Origin of the sequence: Streptomyces sp. NBC_00569, from assembly GCF_036345255.1 — a bacterium.
Taxonomy (GTDB): Bacteria; Actinomycetota; Actinomycetes; order Streptomycetales; family Streptomycetaceae; genus Streptomyces.
The window spans coordinates 5651225-5669934 of the sequence record NZ_CP107783.1 but is presented as its reverse complement, the minus strand read 5'-3'; the positions used below and the strand labels follow the sequence as shown (position 1 = coordinate 5669934).

Genomic DNA, 18710 nt, shown 5'->3' with positions numbered 1-18710 from the left:
GTCCGGACCAGTTCCCTGTCAATACGTTCCTGCCGTACGGAGCCCGGTTCCCCCGGCGCGGCACGGTTGTCAGCGCTATGCGTCAGAATTGGGTCAGGGCCAGCGCACGAGCTAGCGGTGAGCTAGCAGAGCTAATCGAGGGGCACGTATGTCCGGACTGATCGACACCACGGAGATGTATCTCCGCACCATCCTCGAGCTCGAAGAGGAAGGTGTGGTCCCCATGCGCGCCCGGATCGCCGAGCGGCTGGACCAGAGCGGCCCGACGGTGAGCCAGACCGTGGCCCGCATGGAGCGCGACGGCCTGGTGGCCGTGGCCACGGACCGCCACCTGGAGCTGACGGACGAGGGCCGCCGGCTGGCCACGCGCGTGATGCGCAAGCACCGCCTCGCCGAGTGTCTGCTCGTCGACGTGATCGGCCTGGAGTGGGAGCAGGTGCACGCGGAGGCCTGCCGCTGGGAGCACGTGATGAGCGAGGCGGTCGAGCGCCGCGTGCTCGAGCTGCTGCGCCACCCGACCGAATCGCCGTACGGGAACCCGATCCCGGGGCTGGAGGAGCTGGGCGAGAAGGACGGCGCGGACCCGTTCCTCGACGAGGGCATGGTGTCCCTCGCCGATCTCGACCCGGGCGCGGACGGCAAGACGGTCGTGGTGCGCCGGATCGGTGAGCCGATCCAGACGGACGCGCAGCTGATGTACACGCTGCGGCGTGCGGGCATCCAGCCGGGCTCCGTGGTCAGTGTGACGGCGTCGCCGGGCGGGGTCCTGGTGGGCAGCAGCGGTGAGGCGGCGGAGCTGGCGGCGGACATCGCCTCGCACGTGTTCGTCGCCAAGCGCTGAGCCCGACGCCCCGACCGGGGGTAACTTACCGACGCGTCAACTCCTGTTCCCACAGGCGCAGTTGGGACGTCACCGCATTCTCCGAGAACTCTCGCAGAAAGCAAGATTCACTGTGCGGAATCGCAGCGCGCGGACGTTTTGCGTGCAAGGCTGTCGCGAGAGGCATATGACCTGAGGACTCTTGACCGTCTCGGTTTCGGGTCCGCACCGGTCCGGCCGCGCGGGCGGGGAGGGGGCGGGACGATGTGCCGACGTACCCAGACAGGGCGCAGACGGACAGGGCGCAGTCAGACAGAGGGCCCCGGCGCCTTGCGGCGCCGGGGCCTGTCCTCCCCTGTGCTGACCCGGAGCCCCGAGCTCCCAGGGTCATCCCCTTCGGACCGTTTTCCCCGAGCGGTCCGCCTCCCGTTGAAGATCTCCCCTCGACGGCGGCGGTCAATCCTTGAGCGAGGTCACTCGAACGAGGGGTGTTGCCGAGAACGACCGCGCTTTCGAAAAAGAGTTCGATAGCGTGCGCGGGTATGCCACTGCAGGCGCGACCACAAGGGGGTGCCAGAGCCTATGGTGCGGCGCATCGACGTGACCGGGGCGGGCGGCGTGAGTCTCGCCGCGTGGGAGTTCGCCGACCCGCCCAAGACGGGCGAGGTCGACCAGTCCCCCGGCGTGCTGTTACTGCACGGCCTGATGGGCCGGGCCTCGCACTGGGCGGGCACCGCCCGCTGGCTCTCCGAGCGCCACCGCGCCGTGGCGCTCGACCAGCGCGGCCACGGCCAGAGCCAGAAACCCCCCGAGGGCCCCTACGACCGCGAGGCGTACATCCAGGACGCCGAGGCCGCCCTCGTCCAGCTCGGCCTCGCGCCCGCCGTCGTCATCGGCCACTCCATGGGCGCGCTCACCGCCTGGCAGCTCGCCGCGCGCCGCCCCGACCTCGTACGCGCCGTGATCATCTGCGACATGCGGGCCTCCGCGCTCGGGGCGGCGTCCCAGCGGGAGTGGGAGGACTGGTTCGACGCCTGGCCCACGCCCTTCGCCACGCTCGCCGACGTACGGAAGTGGTTCGGCGAGGACGACCCGTGGGTGGAGCGGCCCCAGCCCTCGCGCGGTGAGTTCTACGCCGAGGTCATGGCGGAGAGCGCCGACGGCTGGCGGCCCGTGTTCGACCACCGCCAGATGCTGGTCTCCCGGGCCACCTGGGTCTACGACGCGCACTGGGAGGAGCTGGCCCAGGTCCGCTGCCCCACCCTCGTCGTCCGCGGCCTCGACGGCGAGCTGGGCCGCGCCGAGGCGCAGGAGATGGTCCGCGTCCTGCCCAGGGGCGAGTACGCGGAGATCGCGGACGCCGGGCATCTCGTCCACTACGATCGGCCGGAGGCGCTGCGCTCCGCCATCGAGCCTTTCCTGGACGGCGTACTCACCTCGTAGCGGCGCGGCCTCCGTACCGGCGCGACTTCGCAGCGGCGGATCCGCGGGTCAGGGGCCGAGGCGTTCGACGCGCCAGGCGCCGGACGGCTCGTGGACGTAGCGCAGCCGGTCGTGGAGGCGGTTCTCGCGGCCCTGCCAGAACTCGACGGTGCGCGGGGTGACGCGGAAGCCGCCCCAGTGGTCGGGCACCGGGATGTTCTCGCCCTCCGGGTAGCGCTCGGTGAGTTCGGCGTACGCGGCGTCGAGTTCGGCGCGCGAGGTGAGGATCTGCGACTGCGCGCTGGCCCACGCGCCGAGCTGGGAGCCGCGCGGGCGGGAGCGGAAGTACGCGGCCGTCTCCTCGCGGCTCGTATGGGCGACGGTGCCGGAGACGATGACCTGGCGGGCCATCGGGTGCCAGGGGAAGAGCAGCGCGATCTCGTGGTTCGCCGCCAGGTCGCGGGCCTTGCGGGAGCCGTAGTTCGTGTAGAAGACGAAGCCCCGGTCGTCGTAGGCCTTGAGCAGCACGGTGCGCGAGCTCGGCCGGCCGGCCGCGTCCGCCGTGGAGACGACCATCGCGTTCGGCTCGTACAGGACGCCGCGCGCCCGCGTGGCCTCGTTGAACCAGAGCTCGAACAGTTCCATCGGGCGCGCGGGGACGTCCTCCTCCAGGAGTCCCTCACCCGGCAGGCGGTACTGCGCACGCATGACGGCGGGGTTCTGGGGTGCGTGGTGGTCGTGGTCGCTCACGCGGTCATCCTGCCGTACGCGTGGGGCAGTCGGCCGCGTGGAGTTCATCACTGAGTGGCACTGAGTGCCGCGCACTCTCCCCAAGGGTGGCACCAGCGGATATCGTCGTCGGTCCAGCCGCCCCTTCGGTTGGGTGACCGCCTGCCGAAACGGGCATCACCGTGGTGACCGATCCGGCCCCTGAGCCCCGGAGCCGCGCCGGCACCGCGGATCCGGACAGGCCAGAACAGGCCGGACGGGTCGCCACAGTCCGGAGCATTCCGGCACATACCGCCGCAGAACCGTTACGCCCATGCGGACCGCACACGACCACCGCGGTCCTCCGCCGTACACACGCAGAGCCGCACACGCAGAGTCGTACACATTCAGAGGAGCCGCCTGATGTCCGACCCCGGCCTTGACCCCGGCAGTGCCCCCGGCTTCGTGCCCGGCCTCGAGGGAGTCGTCGCGTTCGAGACGGAGATCGCCGAACCGGACAAGGAGGGCGGCGCCCTTCGGTACCGGGGCGTCGACATCGAGGACCTGGTCGGCCAGGTCTCGTTCGGCAACGTCTGGGGCCTCCTCGTCGACGGGGCCTTCAACCCGGGCCTGCCGCCCGCCGAGCCGTTCCCCATCCCCGTCCACTCCGGCGACATCCGCGTCGACGTACAGTCCGCGCTCGCCATGCTCGCGCCCGTGTGGGGCCTCAAACCCCTTCTCGACATCGACGAGGCGCAGGCCCGCGAGGACCTCGCCCGCGCCGCCGTCATGGCCCTCTCCTACGTCGCCCAGTCGGCGCGCGGGCAGGGGAGGCCGATGGTGCCGCAGCACGAGATCGACAAGGCGGACACCGTCGTCGAGCGGTTCATGAAGCGCTGGCGCGGCGAGCCGGACCCGAAGCATGTCGCCGCCGTCGACGCGTACTGGACGAGCGCCGCCGAGCACGGCATGAACGCCTCCACGTTCACCGCGCGCGTCATCGCCTCCACGGGCGCCGATGTCGCGGCCGCCCTGTCGGGCGCCGTCGGCGCCATGTCGGGCCCCCTGCACGGCGGCGCGCCCTCCCGCGTCCTCGGCATGATCGAGGAGATCGAGCGCACCGGCGACGCGGAGGCGTACGTCCGGCGGGCTCTCGACAAGGGCGAGCGCCTCATGGGCTTCGGGCACCGCGTGTACCGCGCCGAGGATCCCCGTGCGCGCGTGCTGCGGCGCACGGCCCGCGAGCTGGGCGCACCGCGCTTCGAGGTCGCCGAGGCGCTGGAGAAGGCGGCCCTCGCGGAGCTGCACGCCCGCAGGCCCGACCGGGTCCTGGCGACGAACGTGGAGTTCTGGGCGGCGATCATGCTGGACTTCGCCGAGGTCCCGGCGCACATGTTCACGTCGATGTTCACGTGCGCCCGCACCGCCGGCTGGTCGGCGCACATCCTGGAACAGAAGCGCACGGGCCGCCTCGTACGTCCCTCGGCCCGCTACATCGGGCCGGGCACCCGCGACCCGCGTGACATCGAGGGGTATGGGCAGATGTCGGGCTGAGCAGCACCCCCGGCTGAGCGAGCGGCGCCGCACGGATTTCCGTGCGGCGCCGTTCCCCTGCGTCACCTGCCCCGGGTCACCCCAGCGCCCCGTCGAGAATCGCCGCCCACTGCGCGACGACCCGCTCGCGGCGCGGCCCGTCGTCGGTGAGGAGGTTCGCGAGGCCGAGGCCGCGCGCCATGTCGAGGAGGCCCTGCACGGTCTCGCGGACACCGGGGTGCGACTCGTCGGCGGCCAGGAGCTCCACGGCGATGCGGTGGGTCTCGCGGCCGACGCGGGCCTCCAGTTCGGTGACGCGGCCGCCCAGCTGCGGCTCGTTCGACGCCGCCACCCACAGGTGCAGGGCGGCCCGGAACAGCGGGCCCGTGTACAGGTCCACGAGGGCGGCGACGACCTCGGTGCGGCCGCGGGGGCGCAGGGCGCGCAGCGCGGTCGAACGCTCCTCGGCGACGTACTCGACGGCGGCCGTGAACAGGTCCTCGCGGGTCGGGAAGTGGTGCTGGGCGGCGCCGCGCGAGACCCCGGCCCGTTCGGCGACGACGGAGACCGTGGAGCCCGACCAGCCGTGTTCGGCGAGGCACGACACGGCCGCTTCGAGGAGCCGACGGCGGGTGGCGCGGCTGCGGTCCTGTTTGGGGGCGCGCTCCACCGCCGTACCGGATGAGGTCACAGCACCCATGCGGGATCCCGTCGTTCGAGGAAGGCCGTCATCCCTTCGCCTGCCTGCGCGGAGGAGAACAGCCGGGCCGAGAGCGCGCTCAGGTCGGCCGCGTCCCGGTCGAAGGCCTCCAGCACCTTAGCCGTGAGCAGCCGTTTCGTCTCGGTCAGGCCCTGCGGGGCCGACCTGCGCAGCCCGTCGAGGACGGGGGCGAGGGCGGCGTCGACGTCGTCCCCGGCCGTCGTCAGGAGCCCGATGCGGACCGCCTCCGCCGCGTCGAAGCGCTCGCCCGTCAGGTAGTAGCGGGCGACGGCGCGCGGGTCGCTGCGGGGCAGCAGGGGCAGCGAGATGACGGCGGGCGCCACCCCTATACGGACCTCGGTGAACGCGAACGAGGCGGCGTGCGAGGCGGCCGCGATGTCGCAGGCCCCGAGCAGGCCGAGCCCTCCCGCGCGCACATGCCCGGCGATCCGCGCGACGACGGGCCGGTCGAGCGCGACGATCTGCCGCAGGAGCGCGACCAGTGCCTCGGGCGGGGGCGGGGACTTCAGGTCGGCGCCCGCGCTGAACGTGTTGCCGGTGTGGGTGAGGACGACGGCCCGTACGGCGTCGTCCTTGCCGCACGCCGTGAGCGCGTCCGCCAGCTCGGCGACGAGCGTGACCGAGAGGGCGTTGCGGTTGGCCGGCGAGTCGAGGGTGAGGGTGGTGATCCCGCGCTCGTGCGAGGAGTGGACCAGGGTCTTCTCAGTGCTCACGATGTCTCCCGGAGCTGTCGACGGAGGATCTTTCCCGAGTCGGCGCGCGGCACGGCCCCTCTCCGGTCACGTGGGCGCGACATTCAGAGAGTGGCAGCGGGCACAGAAACAATCAAGCATGCCCGCTTGAATCAGGATCCGGCCGTCCGGCCGCGGGTCAGAGCGTTCTGCCGTCGGGCCCGGTCACGCCCGGCCGGGTGTTCAGGGACCACATGTGGGTGCACTGCGGGCACTGGAGGTGGAGGACCGGCCCCTGATTGGAGATCAGGTAGCGCCAGTGCTCCCGGCAGTTGCGGCGGTCGGCACAGGGTGCGCAGTGACGGGCGTCGTCGCAGACGGGGCAGGCCACCCAGGCGCGCCGGGCGATGTCCGCCTGCGGGTCAATGGGAAGCCGCACGGCCCGGCCCCTCTCCCGGCAGGACACCGGCTGCCACCAGAAGGTCGTAGGTGCGCTGCTGCCCGGCGTCCAGACCCGAGTAGAGGAGGGCGTGCGCCTCGTCCTCGCCCCGCAGGACGGCCGCCGGATCCCAGTCGGGTCCGAGCGCGGCCACGACTTCGGCACGGCGCCGGGCCTCCTCGAAGGTCAGGTCGATCGTGAAGGGTATGAGGCCAGGGGAATTGTCTTGGTTCATGGCGAGACTTCCGATGAGCTGAGCAGAACCCGACCATCAGTACCAGGCACCCCCAGCCCCGGGGAAGGGTTACCTAAGTTGCCCTGCGGTGACCGGGAGCGACATACGGCCCGGACGGTCGACGGGGCGGCCTCGGATTCACCTACGGGGGTGGGCCGTTGCCGATGTCGGCCCCGAAGAGACCGGCACGACCCGCCGGCGGAACTATGACGCACTTCACGGCGCCCCACGGGGAGAGCCCGGCCATGATCCGCCGGACACCCCCAGGAGCCCGGATCCCGGCTCGAGGTCGCTAGTACGACTTCGGCAGTCCCAGGGTCTGGTGGGACACGTAGTTCAGGATCATTTCCCGGCTCACGGGCGCGATGCGGGCCACCCGGGACGCCGTGATGAGCGAGGCGAGGCCGAACTCGCGGGTGAGCCCGTTGCCGCCGAGCGTGTGCACCGCCTGGTCGACGGCCCGCACGCAGGCCTCCGCCGCCGCGTACTTGGCCATGTTCGCGGCCTCCCCCGCCCCGATGTCGTCGCCCGCGTCGTACAGATGGGCCGCCTTCTGCATCATCAGCCGGGCCGTCTCCAGCTCGATGTGCGCCTGCGCGAGCGGGTGCGCGATGGCCTGGTGCGCGCCGATGGGCGACTTCCAGACGCTGCGCTCCTTCGCGTACCCGACGGCCCTGGCCAGCGCGAAGCGGCCCATGCCGATCGCGAACGCGGCCGTCATGATGCGCTCGGGGTTGAGACCCGCGAACAGCTGGAGCAGGCCGGCGTCCTCGTCGCCGACGAGCGCGTCGGCCGGGAGCCGCACGTCGTCGATGACGAGCTCGAACTGCTTCTCCGGCGCCTGGAGTTCCATGTCGATCTGCCGCCGCCCGAACCCCTCGGCGTCGCGCGGCACGATGAACAGGCACGGCTTGAGGCTGCCCGTACGCGCGTCTTCCGTACGGCCCACGATGAGGGTCGCATCGGCTATGTCGACGCCGGAGACGAACACCTTGCGCCCGGACAGGATCCAGTCGCCGCTGTCCCCGTCGCGGCGTGCGGTCGTGGTGATGCGGTGCGAGTTGGAGCCCGCGTCGGGCTCGGTGATCCCGAACGCCATCGTGCGGCTGCCGTCGGCGAGACCCGGCAGCCAGGCCGCCTTCTGCTCGGGCGTGCCGAAGCGGGAGATGACGGTTCCGCAGATCGCGGGCGACACGACCATCATCAGCAAGGGCGCGCCGGATGCGCCCAACTCCTCAAGGACCAGCGACAGTTCGTACATGCCGCCGCCCCCGCCGCCGTGCTCCTCGGGCAGGTTCACGCCCAGGTACCCGAGCTTCGCGGCCTCCGCCCACAGCTCCTCGGGGTGGCCCTCCTCACGGACGACGCGGGTCATGTAGTCACGTCCGAAGCGGCTGCCGAGAGCGGCGACGGCGGCGCGCAGGGCCTGGTGCTCCTCGGATTCGAGGACGGGAGCGTTCATGACTGATCCTCCTGTACGACGGCGAGCAGGGCGCCGACCTCGACCTGGCGGCCGGGCGCGGCGTGCAGGGCGGTGAGCGTGCCGGAGGCGGGAGCGGTGACGCGGTGCTCCATCTTCATCGCCTCCAGCCAGATGAGGGGCTGACCCGCGGCGACCGTGACGCCCTCGGCGAGGCCTTCGGCGAGCCGGACGACGGTGCCGGGCATCGGCGCGAGCAGGGATCCCGGCTCCTGGCGCGCGACGGGCTCGGGCAGGCGGGGCAGGGCGGTGAGTGCGACGCCGTTCACGTACACGTGCTCCCCGTGGGCCGCGACGTCGAACTTCCGCACCACACCGTCCACTTCGAGCACGACGAGCGCCGGCGTCGCCCGCACGACACGCACCCCGTCCGCGGCCAGACCGTCGCGGGTGTGCCGGTAGCGCACCTCGTGCTCGACCCCGTCGGGTTCGGTGCGGTAGTGCTTGACCTGCGGCTGCGAGGCCACATTGCGCCAGCCGCCGAACCGGGACCGGCCGTGCGCGTCCGCGAGCGCCGCGGCGAGCGGTGCGTACGGGTCCGGGCTCGGCGCCGTGAGCGCGGCCAGATGCCGGTCGTAGAACCCGGTGTCCGCGCCGCCCGCGATGAACTCGTCGTGCCGCAGCGACCGTACGAGCAGTTCCCTGTTGGTGACCGGGCCGTGCACGACGGCCCGCTCCAGGGCGCCCGCCAGCTTGCGCAGGGCCTCGGCGCGGGTCGGCGCGTGGGCGACGACCTTGGCGAGCATCGCGTCGTAGTGCACCCCGATCGGGTCGCCGTCGGTGAACCCGGTGTCCAGGCGTACGGCCTCCGGGACGGACAGCCGGTGCAGCGTGCCGGTCTGCGGCGCCCAGCCGGCGGCCGGGTCCTCCGCGTACAGACGGGCCTCGACCGAGTGGCCTCGCGCGACGGGCGGCTCCTCGTCCAGGGGCTCGCCCTCGGCGACGCGCAGTTGCAACGCGACGAGGTCGACGCCGAACACGGCCTCCGTGACGGGGTGTTCGACCTGGAGGCGAGTGTTCATCTCCAGGAAATGGGCCGTGCCGTCCGCGACGAGGAACTCGACGGTCCCGGCACCCCGGTAGTCGGTGGCGCGAGCGGCCCGCACGGCCATCTCCCGCAGAGACGCCTCGAGTTCAGGCGTGAGTCCTGGGGCGGGCGCCTCCTCGATGACCTTCTGATGGCGCCGCTGGAGCGAGCAGTCACGGGTGCCGAGCGCCCACACGGTGCCGTACGCGTCGGCCATGACCTGCACCTCGACATGCCGTCCACCCTCGATGTACGGCTCGACGAACACCTCACCGTCCCCGAAGGCACTCAGCGCCTCCGCGCCCGCGGCGGCCAACTGCTCGTCCAGATCGGACAGTTCACGTACGACGCGCATGCCGCGCCCGCCACCGCCGGCCGCTGCCTTCACGAGGACGGGCAGGTCTCCCGCCGTGATGTCATCGGTCTTCAGGGGCTCGACGCCCATGAGTTCCTTGGCGCGCGTCTTGGACGCCATGGCCTCGATCGCCTCGGGCGGCGGGCCGATCCAGGTCAGGCCCGCGTCGGCGACGGCCCGCGCGAAGTCGGCGTTCTCGGACAGGAACCCGTAGCCGGGGTGCACGGCGTCCGCGCCCGCGGCAAGGGCCGCCTTCACGATCAGGTCGCCACGCAGATACGTCTCGGCGGGCGACGCCCCGGGCAGCCGTACCGCGGCGTCGGCCACCCGCGCGTGGAGGGCGTCCTCGTCGGCGTCCGAGTACACGGCGACGGTCCGGATGCCCAGCTCGGCGCAGGTACGGAAGACGCGGCAGGCGATCTCGCCGCGGTTGGCGACGAGTACAGAGGTGATCATTCGCGTGGTCATGGGCCTCACATCCGGAACACGCCGAATCCACCGCGCGCGCCCTCCACGGGCGCCGTGTGGATCGCGGACAGGCACAGGCCGAGCACGGTCCGGGTGTCGCGCGGGTCGATGACCCCGTCGTCGTACAGCCGCCCGGAAAGGAACATCGGCAGGGACTCGGACTCGATCTGCTGCTCCACCATCGCGCGCAGCGCGGCGTCCGCCTCCTCGTCGTAGGGCTGCCCCTTGGCGGCCGCGGACTGGCGGGCCACGATCGACAGGACTCCGGCGAGCTGCTGCGGCCCCATCACGGCCGACTTGGCGCTGGGCCAGGCGAACAGGAAGCGGGGGTCGAAGGCCCGCCCGCACATCCCGTAGTGCCCGGCGCCGTACGAGGCGCCCATGAGGACGGACAGGTGCGGCACCCGGCTGTTGCTGACGGCGTTGATCATCATCGAGCCGTGCTTGATGATGCCGCCCTGCTCGTACTCCTTGCCGACCATGTAGCCGGTGGTGTTGTGCAGGAACAGGAGCGGGATGTCGCGCTGGTTGGCGAGCTGGATGAACTGGGCGGCCTTCTGCGACTCCTCGCTGAACAGGACGCCCTGCGCGTTGGCGAGGATGCCGACCGGATAGCCGTGCAGCGACGCCCAGCCGGTCGTGAGGCTCGACCCGTACAGCGGCTTGAACTCGTCGAAGTCGGAGCCGTCCACGATCCGGGCGATGACCTCGCGCGGGTCGAAGGGGACCTTGAGGTCGCCGGGCACGATGCCGAGGAGTTCGTCGCCGTCGTACTTGGGCGGCTCCACAAGCTGTGGATCCCCGTACGCCTTGCGGTGGTTGAGGCGGGCGACGACGCGGCGGGCCTGCCGGATCGCGTCCCGCTCGTCGAGCGCGAAGTAGTCGGCGAGCCCGGACGTACGGGCGTGCATCTCGGCGCCGCCGAGCGACTCGTCGTCGCTCTCCTCGCCGGTCGCCATCTTCACCAGGGGCGGCCCGCCGAGGAAGACCTTCGCCCGCTCCTTGACCATGATCACGTGGTCGGACATGCCGGGGATGTACGCGCCGCCGGCGGTGGAGTTGCCGAAGACGACGGCGACGGTGGGGATCCCGGCGGCGGACAGGCGCGTGATGTCGCGGAAGATGCCGCCGCCCGGGATGAAGATCTCTTTCTGGGACGGCAGGTCGGCGCCACCGGACTCGACGAGGCTGATGCAGGGCAGCCGGTTGGCGAACGCGATCTCGTTGGCGCGCAGGGCCTTCTTCAGGGACCACGGGTTACTGGCTCCGCCACGCACCGTCGGATCGTTCGCGGTGATCAGGCACTCGACGCCCTCGACGACCCCGATCCCCGTGACGAGGGAGGCACCGACGGCGTAGTCGCTGCCCCAGGCCGCGAGGGGGGAGAGTTCGAGGAAGGGGGTATCGGGGTCGAGAAGCAGCTCGATACGTTCGCGGGCGAGCAACTTGCCGCGCTTGCGGTGCCGTTGGACGTACTTCTCACCACCGCCCGCGAGCGCCTTGGCGTGCTCGGCGTCGAGCGCGTCGAGCTTGCCGAGCATGGCCTCGCGGTGAGCGGCGAAGTCGGCACCGCCGACGTCCAGGGCCGAGGCGAGAACGGTCACAAGAGGACCTCCGGTATGTCCAGATGACGGGAGCGCAGCCACTCGCCGAGCCCCTTGGCCTGAGGGTCGAAACGGTGCTGGGAGGCGACGCCCTGGCCGAGGAGGCCGGTGATGGTGAAGTTGAGGGCACGGAGGTTGGGCAGCACGTGCCGGACAACTGTCAGATGACGACTTTCAGTTATCAGACTCTGAAATCTGTCAGCTGTCAGTTCATGGACGAGCCACCGCCAGGCCTCATCCCCCTCGCCGCCCCCGCCACTGCCGCCGGCTCCGTCCCTGCCGCCGGCCTCGCCCCCGCCCCCGTTGCCGTCTACCCACACCCCCACGTTCGCGTCCCCGCCCTTGTCGCCGCTGCGGGCGCCCGCGACGAGGCCGAGAGGAACGCTCCGGGTGGGGCCGGACGGAAGAGGTGCGGGCAGGGGTGGGGCGGCCACGTCCACGAGTGCGCGGGTGGCACCGTCGTACATGATCACCTTCCGCTCCCCGTCCGGCAGTACGGCGACGTGCTCGACCTCGTCCCGGTCCACGTACGCGGCCTCGAACACCCCGTACGGCGCGCCCTTGCCCGGCGGGGCCGTCACGTGGAAGCCGGGGTAGCTGCCGAGGGCCAGCTCGATCGCGGCGCTGCTGAGGGTGCGGCCCACCGCGTCCGCGTCGCCGTCCCGGACGACGAGCCGCAACAGCGCGCTCGCGGTCTCCTCCGTGTCCGCGTCCGCCCGATCCGTGCGCGCCAGCTCCCACGTCACCTGCGCGGGGCGGGACTTGGCACGGTCGAACGCCTCGTCCATCTGCTCCCGTACGAGCGCCGCCTTGGCCTCGATGTCGAGACCGGTCAGCACGAACACGACCTCGTTGCGGAAGCCGCCGAGCCGGTTGAGGCCGACCTTGAGGGTGGGGGGTGGCGCCTCGCCGCGCACACCGTCGACGCGGACGCGGTCCGGTGCCTCCTGCGTGAGCCGTACGGTGTCCAGCCTCGCCGTCACGTCAGGTCCGGCGTACCGGGCGCCGCCGGTCTCGTAGAGGAGCTGTTCCGTCACCGTCCCCACGGTCACGAGCCCGCCCGTACCGGGGTGCTTGGTGATGACGCAGGAGCCGTCCGCGTGGAGTTCGGCGAGGGGGAAACCGGGGTGCCGCAGATCGCGGGCCCGCCCGGCGAAGCGGGAGTAGTTGCCGCCCGTCGCCTGGGTCCCGCACTCCAGGATGTGCCCGGCGACGACAGCCCCCGCGAGCCGGTCGTACGCATCCTGCTCCCACCCGAAGCGCCAGGCCGCGGGCCCGGTGACCAGGGCGGCGTCGGTGACGCGGCCGGTGACGACGATGTCGGCGCCGGCATCGAGGCAGGCGGTGATCCCGGCGCCGCCGAGGTAGGCGTTGGCGGTGAGGGCGCCCGGGAAGCGCCCGCCCGGGGAGAGGTCGTCGCCCTCGACGTGTGCCACGCGCGCGTGGAGGCCGAGCCGGTCCGCCAGCTCCCTGACGGCGTCGGCGAGTCCGGCCGGGTTGAGCCCGCCCGCGTTCGCGACGATCCGCACGCCCCGGTCGAGCGCCAGGCCGAGGGTCTCCTCCAGCTGGCGCAGGAAGGTGCGGGCGTAGCCGCGCGCGGGGTCCTTCAGGCGGTCGCGGCCCAGGATGAGCATGGTCAGTTCGGCGAGGTAGTCGCCGGTCAGGACGTCGAGGGGGCCGCCTTCGAGCATCTCGCGCAGGGCGTCGAAGCGGTCGCCGTAGAAGCCGGAGGCGTTGCCTATGCGCAGTACGTCCTCGGTCACCGCCCGGCCCCCTTCGCCGCACGCCCCGGTCCCGGGGGTCCCGCGAAGGCCTGGGCGATGTCCAGCCACCGCTCCGCGTCGGCGCCGTCGGCCCGTACGTCGACGTCGTCGCGGTGCGCCCGCTGGGTGACGAGGAGGCAGAAGTCGAGAGCGGTCCCGGTGACGCGCTGGTCGGCGCCTTCCGGCCCGTAGACCCACACCTCACCACCAGGAGCGGCGAGTTCCACCAGGAACTCTTTCTCCGGCGCTTCGATCCCCCGTACCCCGAAGGCGAAGTCGCGTGTCCGTACGCCGATGCGGGCGATATGCCTGAGCCGGTCGGTCGGAGTACGCACGACACCGAGGGCGTCGGCGATGTCCTGGCCGTGGGCCCAGGTCTCCATCAGCCGGGCGGTGGCCATGGAGGCGGCGGACATCGGCGGCCCGTACCAGGGGAACCGTGTCTTGGTGGCGGCCGCAGATCGAAGCACGGGCTGCAACTTCTCGCGCCCGGCCCGCCATCGGGCGAGCAGTTCGGCGGGCGGCAGCGCGGCGCCCTCCTCGGCCCCTTCGTCGACGAAAGAGTCCGGCGCGGCGACGGCCTTCTCCACCTCACCGGCGAAGGCGTCGGCGTCAGTGACGGCAAGCAGCGCGGCACGGTCGGTCCAGGCCAGATGGGCGATCTGGTGGGCGACGCTCCAGCGGGCTGCGGGCGTGGGCAGTCCCCACTGACAAGGCCGCAACTCCGCCACCATTGCGTCGAGTTCCTGGCTCTCGTCCCGCAAGTCGTCGAACACGGACGGCAGATCGGACACGGTGCACTCCCTTGGGGCACGGCTGCGCGCGGCGTGCCTGGAGCATGGCAGCGCACCGGGAAACAATCAAGCGTGCTTGTATGAAAAATTGACACGAAGGACGTAGCGCTGCCCTGGAGGGAGCGGTTCGGTGATGAAGCAGCTGACGGTGCGTCTCCCGAAGAGTTCGCCGAGGGGATGCCCCAGAAGTCCGAGGAGTTCACAGAGGGTGGGACGGGGCGGCTTGCCGAGCGCCGTAACGGAAGAGATAAGGCTGCACATGGCGTGATCAAGGTGCCTACCCTGCGTGGCATGGGTGGGATTGACGTTGCCAATGGAGTCGTCGGGGCTGTGCTGGGGATGCTGGTTGCGGTGCTCTTCCAACAGCCGTTGCAGAACGGTTGGTACAGGCTGCGCACTCGCTCCACGCGTGCCGTGCGCAGTTTGAGACTGCGGGAAGAGTCCAGCCCCGCGTGGAGAACCTTCTCCCTGGGGCCACTTCATACTTCCGCCCTGATCGTCGAAGGGGACGGCGACTCATCCATCCCCGGTGAAGCGGTCTACATCCAGGTGCTTGACGAGGAGGTCGAGCTGCCTTCGGACATGGCCGACTGGCGGGCCGAAATCGAGGAGGAAAGTACACGGCTGCGGGCAGAGGGTCGGACACCGCTGTGGAACGGTCCCCGATACGCGGTCGAATCGTTCGACGTCTCCCGGACCGCTCTTGACGAGCAACCCGAGGTCCACCTGCGGCTGCGCCCGACCGACTACTACACCTTTCTCGCGGCTCAGCAAATCGATCGCCGACTACCCGACGGGGCAACCCCTCGTTCCCGTTATCTCGATCCGGACGATCCGCTGCGGGCACCAGCATTCCTGCACTGCAGTTTCGCGGTGAACATCGCGGTGGTCACGGCTGACGACATGGTGGTCGTCAGCCGGCGCAGCGATCGGGTCCGTATGGCGCCGGGCGTCTGGAACTCCTCCGTCAACGAAGGCATGTCGCGGCACATCGACTCGTCCGGCAGGAGCGCCCCGGACCTGCACGCGGTCGCTCGGCGCGGCATGCGGGAGGAACTGTCCATCGAACCGCACGAGTACTCACTCGAGCTGCTCGCCTTCGTGCTGGACATCGACAAGCGCCACTGGAGTGCGCATTTCTACGCGAGGCTGAACGACTTGACCCGTGAAGGCCTGCAATCACGTATGAGCAGGGGAGTCGCGGATCGATGGGAACATCAGACGATCGATTACGTGCCGTTCCGGCCCGTAACAGTGATCAAGTACATGCTGCGCGACGATCGCATACACCGGTGGGCCCCTCTCGCACCCGCCCTCTTCCATCTCGCATTGGTGCATGTCTACAGCCGCACACCGGTCGAAAGGGCGGGGGCACAGATTGTTCGGCGGATTTGAAGTGTTCTCCCTCGTGAACGAGGGAGATTCCTGCCTACCTTGCGGTGGCGGGCTTGACGCCGCGGGGACGCCTGACGACTGCCCTCCCGGCAGCCGGGATGAGCGCGTGGCCCATCCGGTACAGGTGCAAGATGTTCCGGGCCGCGTTCCAGTCGGCGTTGCCGGACCATCCGCAGCCTTCGTTCTTGCACACGAACGTGGCCTGGTCCTGTCGGCTGCCGGGTGTGGTGAACCCACAGGCCGAGCAGCGCAGGGAGGTGCCGGGGGCGGGGACCTTGTGCAGGGTGCCGCCCTGGCGGGCGGTCTTGTACGTCAGCATCGTCACGGTCCGGCCCCATGCCTCCTGGCTGATGGAGCGGTTCAGGCCGGACTTCTGCGCGACGTTCTTCCCTGGTTCCTCGATGGTGCCCTTGGCTGACTTGACCATGTTCGTGATGGTGAGTGCTTCGACCACGACGGTGCCGTACTGCTGGGCGATGGCGGTGGTGGTCTTGTGCTGCCAGTCAACGGCGCGACGCGTGGCTGTTGCGCGGAGCTGCTTGATCTGGTCGTAGGTGCGCTGCAAGCGGCGGGAGGTCTTCTCCCCGTTCTTGCGGTGCTGCTTGCGCTGGGCAGCACGCTGTTCCAGGCGCAGCAGTTTGGCCTTCTCGTCCGGGGTCAGCCACTTGTCGCGGTCGGCCGTCCCGTCGGGGAGACGGGGCGGGCGGCCGTGGTTGTGGTGGTTGCCGTCGGAGAGGGCGAGGGGCAGGTTCACCCCGGCGTCGATGCCGACCTCCGGCCCCTGGTGGGGCTCTGGCTTGGCTTCGAGGGTCTGGACGCGGAAGGCGATGTGCCAGCCGAGGGCGTCCTTGACCAGCCGGGCTCCGGTGATCCGGTTTTCGGTGTTCGCCTGCTTGCCGACCGGGAGGTCTTTGGTCCAGCGGAAGGGGACCCGGCCGATCCTGGGGATGTTGACCATGCCCCAACGGCGGTGCACACGGGTGATGTTCAGGGCCATACGCGACTCCAAGGCCCCCCGCCTCGGCACCTTCCGCGTCTCGCCGGAGGCGTTCACCGCGTTCGTGGGGGCGGCGGCGCGCGGGCGGATCTGAGCGGACGGCTCGGTCAGACGTTCTCCGCGGGAATCTTCGCCCTCCCCCGGCCCACCTGTGTGCGCACCGCGCCGATGCTGGCCGCGATGACCAGGGCGATCGCCAGGGCACCGAGGGCGGACATGGCCTGGTCGAGGATGAGGAATCCGGCGAGCGCGGCGATGGCCGGTTCGAGGCTCATCATGACCGCGAAGGTGGACGCGGGCATGCGGCGCAGCGCGAGGAGTTCGAGGGTGTACGGGAGGACCGAGGACATGACGGCGACGGCCGCGCCGAGTGCCAGCGTCGTCGGCACGACGAGCTTCGAGCCGGACTCCGCGATGCCGAGCGGCAGGCAGAGCACTGCCGCGACCGCCATCGCGAGGGCGAGCCCGTCCGCCTGCGGGAACCTGCGCCCCGTACGGGCGCTGAAGACGATGTACGCCGCCCACATGCCGCCCGCCGAGACGGCGAAGGCCGCGCCGACCAGGTCGAGTCCGCCGAAGCCGCCCCCGCCGAGAAGGAAGACGCCGCAGAGCGCGAGACCGGCCCAGACGGCGTTGACCAGGCGGCGGGAGGCGAAGACCGACAGGGCGAGCGGGCCGAGCACCTCCAGGGTGACGGCCGGGCCCAGGGGGATCCGCTCCACCGCCTGATAGAAGAGCATGTTCATGCCGCCCATGGCGACGCCGAAGGCGACGACGGTGCCCCAGTCGGCGCGCGAGTGGCCGCGCAGTTTCGGCCGGCACACGATGAGCAGCACGATCGCGGCGAACACGAGCCGCAGGGTGACCACACCGACCGCACCGGCGCGCGGCATCAGGGTGACGGCGACGGCCGCGCCGAACTGCACCGACACACAGCCGCCGAGCACGAGTCCGACCGGGCCGAGCGCGCCCCAGCGGGAGCCGTTCGGCGCGGCACCCTCGGGTGCGGCGGGAGCGCCCGCCACCTCCGGCTGCGCCACCGCGACCTCCGGCTGCACCAGTGCGGCGGCCGCCGCGTCGGCGCCGGCCGCCGACCGGTCGGTCCGTGAGACGTTCACGTCTGAGCCTTCCCTTTCATCGCCACCCCCCACAGTTCAATAGGGTGGACTCCACCGTCCAAGGTAGTACACCACGTCATGATCGTGGACCCCTTTTACGGCTGACGTTCCACCGCCCGTACGTTCGGCGCGACGCAAGCCCACCCGCCACGCTAGGACCGCCGCACTCGGTCCGTGAAATGCCGGCTGCGCTCCCGTTATGCTCCGCAGACATGAGCGGTCCGTATGCCCTCCACTCGCTGGAGCTGCGCCATCTGCGCTGCTTCCTCGCCATCGCCGAGGAGGGCAACGTCACACGCGCCGCCGCCCGGCTCCGCCTCACCCAGCCCGCCGTCTCGCGCACCCTCGCGACCCTCGAGGACGCGCTCGGCGTACGGCTCGTCGACCGCTCCACCCACCACCTCGCCCTGACCGCCGAAGGGCGCGCGTTCCAGGAGAGCGGCGGCCGCCGTCGCCGCGTTCGAGGACGCCCTGGACTCCGTCCGCGCCCTGCGGCGCCCGCTGCGGCTCGGGCACGCCTGGTCGGCGGCGGGCCCGTACACCACGCCCCTGCTGCGGCGCTGGCGCGAGCGGTATCCCGACGTGCCCCTCGAACTCCTGCGCATCGACGACCGCACGGCCGGACTGACCCGCGGCGCCGTCGACGTCGCGCTGCTGCGCGGGCCCGTGGACGCGCCCGGTTTGGTCACCGAGCTCCTGCACACGGAGAGCCGGGTCGCGGCCGTGCCGTCCGACAGCCCGCTCGCCCCGCGCGGCGCGCTCACGCTCGCCGATCTCTCCGGCCACACCATCGCCGTGAACACCGTCTCCGGCACCACCGCCCTCGACCTCTGGCCGCCCGCCGCCCGGCCGACCGCGACGATCACCGTGGCGAACACGGACGACTGGCTCGCGGCCATCGCGGCCGACCGCGCGGTGGGCGTCACGACGACCGCCACTCCCGGCATGCACCCGCACCCGGGCGTCGTCTACGTCCCCCTGACCGACGCCCCCGACCTGCCCGTCGTCCTCGCCTGGCGCGACGGCCCACGCCACCCCGCCGTACGGGACCTGGTCGAACTCGCCCACGAGGTCATGCCGTCCGACGGGGCGCGATCTGCGGAGTGACCAGGAGGTCGGGCAGATCGCGCCATCCGGCGGAACGTGCCCTACGGAGTGCC

17 protein-coding genes and 1 pseudogene are annotated in these 18710 nt (G+C 71.4%); 6 read left to right on the top strand and 12 right to left on the bottom strand.

All coding sequences use genetic code 11. The features are described 5' to 3' along the window. Positions 1–148 precede the first annotated feature (148 nt). A complete protein-coding gene (locus OHO83_RS25615) occupies positions 149–841 on the top strand; it encodes a metal-dependent transcriptional regulator (RefSeq protein WP_266671667.1) in 693 nt (230 codons plus the stop codon). A gap of 561 nt (positions 842–1402) precedes the next feature. After that, the gene (locus tag OHO83_RS25610; protein WP_266671669.1) at positions 1403–2263 is read left to right on the top strand and encodes an alpha/beta fold hydrolase; all 861 of its coding nucleotides are present in this window, start codon (positions 1403–1405) and stop codon (positions 2261–2263) included. Positions 2264–2311: 48 nt separating this feature from the next. Here the strand turns inward: OHO83_RS25610 and pdxH are convergent, their stop codons facing one another. Continuing rightward, on the bottom strand, positions 2312–2950 hold the full coding sequence (gene pdxH / locus OHO83_RS25605) for a pyridoxamine 5'-phosphate oxidase (RefSeq protein ID WP_266676436.1): 639 nt from the start codon (positions 2948–2950) through the stop codon (positions 2312–2314). Between the two features lie 423 nt (positions 2951–3373). On the opposite strand from pdxH, the gene OHO83_RS25600 reads away from it, so the two are divergent. After that, entirely contained in the window at positions 3374–4504 is a 1131-nt protein-coding gene (locus OHO83_RS25600) for a citrate synthase 2 (RefSeq protein ID WP_266671671.1), read from the top strand. 76 nt (positions 4505–4580) lie between these two features. Here the strand turns inward: OHO83_RS25600 and OHO83_RS25595 are convergent, their stop codons facing one another. The 9 genes from OHO83_RS25595 to OHO83_RS25555 all read right to left on the bottom strand — a co-directional run bounded on the left by OHO83_RS25595 (position 4581) and on the right by OHO83_RS25555 (position 14040). Continuing rightward, on the bottom strand, positions 4581–5183 hold the full coding sequence (locus tag OHO83_RS25595; protein WP_266671673.1) for a TetR/AcrR family transcriptional regulator: 603 nt from the start codon (positions 5181–5183) through the stop codon (positions 4581–4583). Beyond that, positions 5171–5917, bottom strand: coding sequence for an enoyl-CoA hydratase family protein (locus OHO83_RS25590; protein ID WP_266671675.1), 747 nt, complete (start codon positions 5915–5917; stop codon positions 5171–5173). Before OHO83_RS25590 ends, OHO83_RS25595 begins: the two co-directional genes overlap by 13 nt. A gap of 157 nt (positions 5918–6074) precedes the next feature. Continuing rightward, positions 6075–6314 carry a hypothetical protein gene (locus tag OHO83_RS25585; protein WP_266671677.1) on the bottom strand — a complete coding sequence of 80 codons (240 nt, stop codon included), beginning with the start codon at positions 6312–6314 and terminating at the stop codon, positions 6075–6077. After that, entirely contained in the window at positions 6298–6549 is a 252-nt protein-coding gene (locus OHO83_RS25580) for a DUF6400 family protein (RefSeq protein ID WP_266671679.1), read from the bottom strand. Before OHO83_RS25580 ends, OHO83_RS25585 begins: the two co-directional genes overlap by 17 nt. A 292-nt stretch (positions 6550–6841) precedes the next feature. Further along, positions 6842–8011 (bottom strand): acyl-CoA dehydrogenase family protein, encoded by a 1170-nt coding sequence (locus OHO83_RS25575; RefSeq protein ID WP_266671681.1) that lies wholly within the window; start codon positions 8009–8011, stop codon positions 6842–6844. Beyond that, positions 8008–9867 (bottom strand): acetyl/propionyl/methylcrotonyl-CoA carboxylase subunit alpha, encoded by a 1860-nt coding sequence (locus OHO83_RS25570; RefSeq protein ID WP_266676438.1) that lies wholly within the window; start codon positions 9865–9867, stop codon positions 8008–8010. The genes OHO83_RS25575 and OHO83_RS25570 overlap by 4 nt, the downstream gene beginning before the upstream one ends. 17 nt (positions 9868–9884) lie before the next feature. Next, positions 9885–11483 carry an acyl-CoA carboxylase subunit beta gene (locus OHO83_RS25565; RefSeq protein ID WP_266671683.1) on the bottom strand — a complete coding sequence of 533 codons (1599 nt, stop codon included), beginning with the start codon at positions 11481–11483 and terminating at the stop codon, positions 9885–9887. Next, complete coding sequence (locus OHO83_RS25560) at positions 11480–13246, bottom strand: acyclic terpene utilization AtuA family protein (protein ID WP_266671685.1); 1767 nt, start codon at positions 13244–13246, stop codon at positions 11480–11482. The genes OHO83_RS25565 and OHO83_RS25560 overlap by 4 nt, the downstream gene beginning before the upstream one ends. Next, positions 13243–14040, bottom strand: coding sequence for a TIGR03084 family metal-binding protein (locus OHO83_RS25555; RefSeq protein ID WP_266671687.1), 798 nt, complete (start codon positions 14038–14040; stop codon positions 13243–13245). The genes OHO83_RS25560 and OHO83_RS25555 overlap by 4 nt, the downstream gene beginning before the upstream one ends. Positions 14041–14331: 291 nt before the next feature. Here OHO83_RS25555 and OHO83_RS25550 point away from each other — a divergent pair, with 291 nt between their 5' ends. Next, positions 14332–15435: a hypothetical protein gene (locus OHO83_RS25550; RefSeq protein WP_266671689.1), complete on the top strand. Its 1104-nt coding sequence runs from the start codon at positions 14332–14334 to the stop codon at positions 15433–15435. 34 nt (positions 15436–15469) lie between these two features. Here the strand turns inward: OHO83_RS25550 and OHO83_RS25545 are convergent, their stop codons facing one another. Next, the gene (locus OHO83_RS25545; protein ID WP_266671691.1) at positions 15470–16432 is read right to left on the bottom strand and encodes an RNA-guided endonuclease InsQ/TnpB family protein; all 963 of its coding nucleotides are present in this window, start codon (positions 16430–16432) and stop codon (positions 15470–15472) included. Between OHO83_RS25545 and OHO83_RS25540 the strand changes: the two genes are divergently transcribed. Then, complete coding sequence (locus OHO83_RS25540) at positions 16419–16526, top strand: DUF397 domain-containing protein (protein ID WP_266671693.1); 108 nt, start codon at positions 16419–16421, stop codon at positions 16524–16526. The genes OHO83_RS25545 and OHO83_RS25540 overlap by 14 nt on opposite strands. A 13-nt stretch (positions 16527–16539) precedes the next feature. Here OHO83_RS25540 and OHO83_RS25535 read toward each other — a convergent pair whose 3' ends face one another. After that, on the bottom strand, positions 16540–17457 hold the full coding sequence (locus tag OHO83_RS25535) for an EamA family transporter (RefSeq protein WP_266676440.1): 918 nt from the start codon (positions 17455–17457) through the stop codon (positions 16540–16542). Between the two features lie 272 nt (positions 17458–17729). Between OHO83_RS25535 and OHO83_RS25530 the strand changes: the two are divergent. Continuing rightward, positions 17730–18657: pseudogene (locus tag OHO83_RS25530) on the top strand (LysR family transcriptional regulator). The last annotated feature ends 53 nt before the right edge of the window (positions 18658–18710 follow it).